1 protein-coding gene and 1 pseudogene are annotated in these 1,626 nt (G+C 36.7%); one reads left to right on the top strand and one right to left on the bottom strand.

Annotated elements, in window-relative coordinates:
• Window positions 1-489, top strand: a pseudogene (locus DWZ93_RS14800) (hypothetical protein); the annotation flags it as partial.
• A 66-nt stretch (window positions 490-555) separates the two neighbouring features.
• Here the strand turns inward: DWZ93_RS14800 and DWZ93_RS14590 are convergent.
• Window positions 556-1,404 (bottom strand): HAD family hydrolase, encoded by an 849-nt coding sequence (locus DWZ93_RS14590; protein ID WP_118453424.1) that lies wholly within the window; start codon window positions 1,402-1,404, stop codon window positions 556-558.
• Between the last annotated feature and the right edge of the window lie 222 nt (window positions 1,405-1,626).

The following is a 1,626-nucleotide window of genomic DNA, read 5'->3' as shown; positions in this document are numbered from 1 at the left end:
CCTGATACCTATATCATTTTCATTACGACAAATGATACCCTTGGATTCAATCTACCAATTTGTCACATTAACCGAACATTCGAAGAAACCGGGCAGTCTTGCCCTGATCAACTACATATCATCTATGTTAATTCATCTGTCCAGGATGATACTGCCCTCGGCAGACTTATGCATGACCTGCACTGTTCTGATCCTCATGATATGCATAGCGAAATTCTGGCACAACGGGTACTAGAACTAAAAGAAACGCAAAAAGGAGTTGATATTATGTGTGATAAATTAAATGAACTGATTGTAGAAGAAAGAAATGAAGGAATCTTAATTGGTGAAGCTCAAGGTGAAAAACGCGGTATCCTGCATACTCAAAAAGAAACCGCAAAAAATCTTCAGCATATGGGAATGGCTCTGGAACAGATTTCCCTGGCTTTGAATGTCAGTGTTCAAATGATTCAGGAATGGCTTTCTGCTGATTATATTCCAGCTAATTAAAAAGCAAAATCACCAATGCCCATTTTACCATTTTGCAAGATGGGCATTAGTAATTAATCCTACAAATTATAAATAACTTTCTGAAAATACATCCTCCAGCAAATACTTGTGAATCGCCTCCGCACATCCACCATGATCATTATCAACAACACTCACTTTACAGATATCTTTTACACATTGACGCGCATTTCCCATTGCAATAGAAAGTCCTGCAATCTTCATCATTTCTACATCATTATCGGAATCACCAACAGCAATAGCCTTGTCCAAAGACACCTGCAGAATCTCACAAATTCTTCGAAGCCCTACTCCCTTAGTCATATGCAACGGGCTTACTTCCAAACCAGTCTCTTCCGCATGTACCATAGTTACAGGCAATTGACTAATACGATCAAATAACTCATCCCGGATTGCCACACTTGCACAATATATATTCAGCTTTTCTACTGGAAACTTTTCTGCACGATAACTCGAACAAATATCCTCATGTAGTATCCCCGTCTTAAATTGCAGTTCTTTATAACGCTCTGCATAGAAATGTTCCATCCGCTTCACATCTTTGCGGGTTGATTGATTGTGACCATTAGATGCTACAATCACCATACAATCACTTTGCTCTACCATGTCGATTATCTCACTTACAACTTTCTCTGGAATGACGGTTGCAGACATAATAACTTTTTCTACCGAATCGTAAAGCAATGCTCCATTTTCACATATATAATATCGCACATCACGCAAGTCGCTTTCTTTATATAATTCTACCGCGCTAACCGCACGACCTGAACAAATAACTACCTTTTTTCCTGTATCTACAGCTTGAGAAATTGCTTTTCGCGATGATTCACTTACCGTATTATTGCTAGTTAACAATGTTCCATCCATATCAAACGCAATCAAATCATATTTATCCATATTGTTCTCCAATCACTGTACTATTTTATATATAGTTTATCACATTCTAGAATTTTCTTTTACCATCTTCTTATATTACACCTCTATTTAATTCACATAAATTATTTTTATTTTTCAACATAAAGTTCTTGATTAGTTCACATAGTTATGTTATATTGTTTCCACCCGGTACCGTAATCTTCATTTTTCACATTGCAAAGCATCGTTTATGATGATATACTA

This window comes from Dorea sp. AF36-15AT (assembly GCF_003477705.1).
Taxonomy (GTDB): Bacteria; Bacillota; Clostridia; order Lachnospirales; family Lachnospiraceae; genus Claveliimonas; species Claveliimonas ammoniilytica.
Note: the sequence above shows the minus strand (reverse complement) of the source record. Positions and strands in the feature narration are given on the sequence as shown.

What these genes read in the sequence shown, in the direction of transcription:
- DWZ93_RS14590 (WP_118453424.1), bottom strand. Translation starts at nt 1,404, where the DNA reads ATGGATAAATATGATTTGATTGCGTTTGATATGGATGGAACATTGTTA.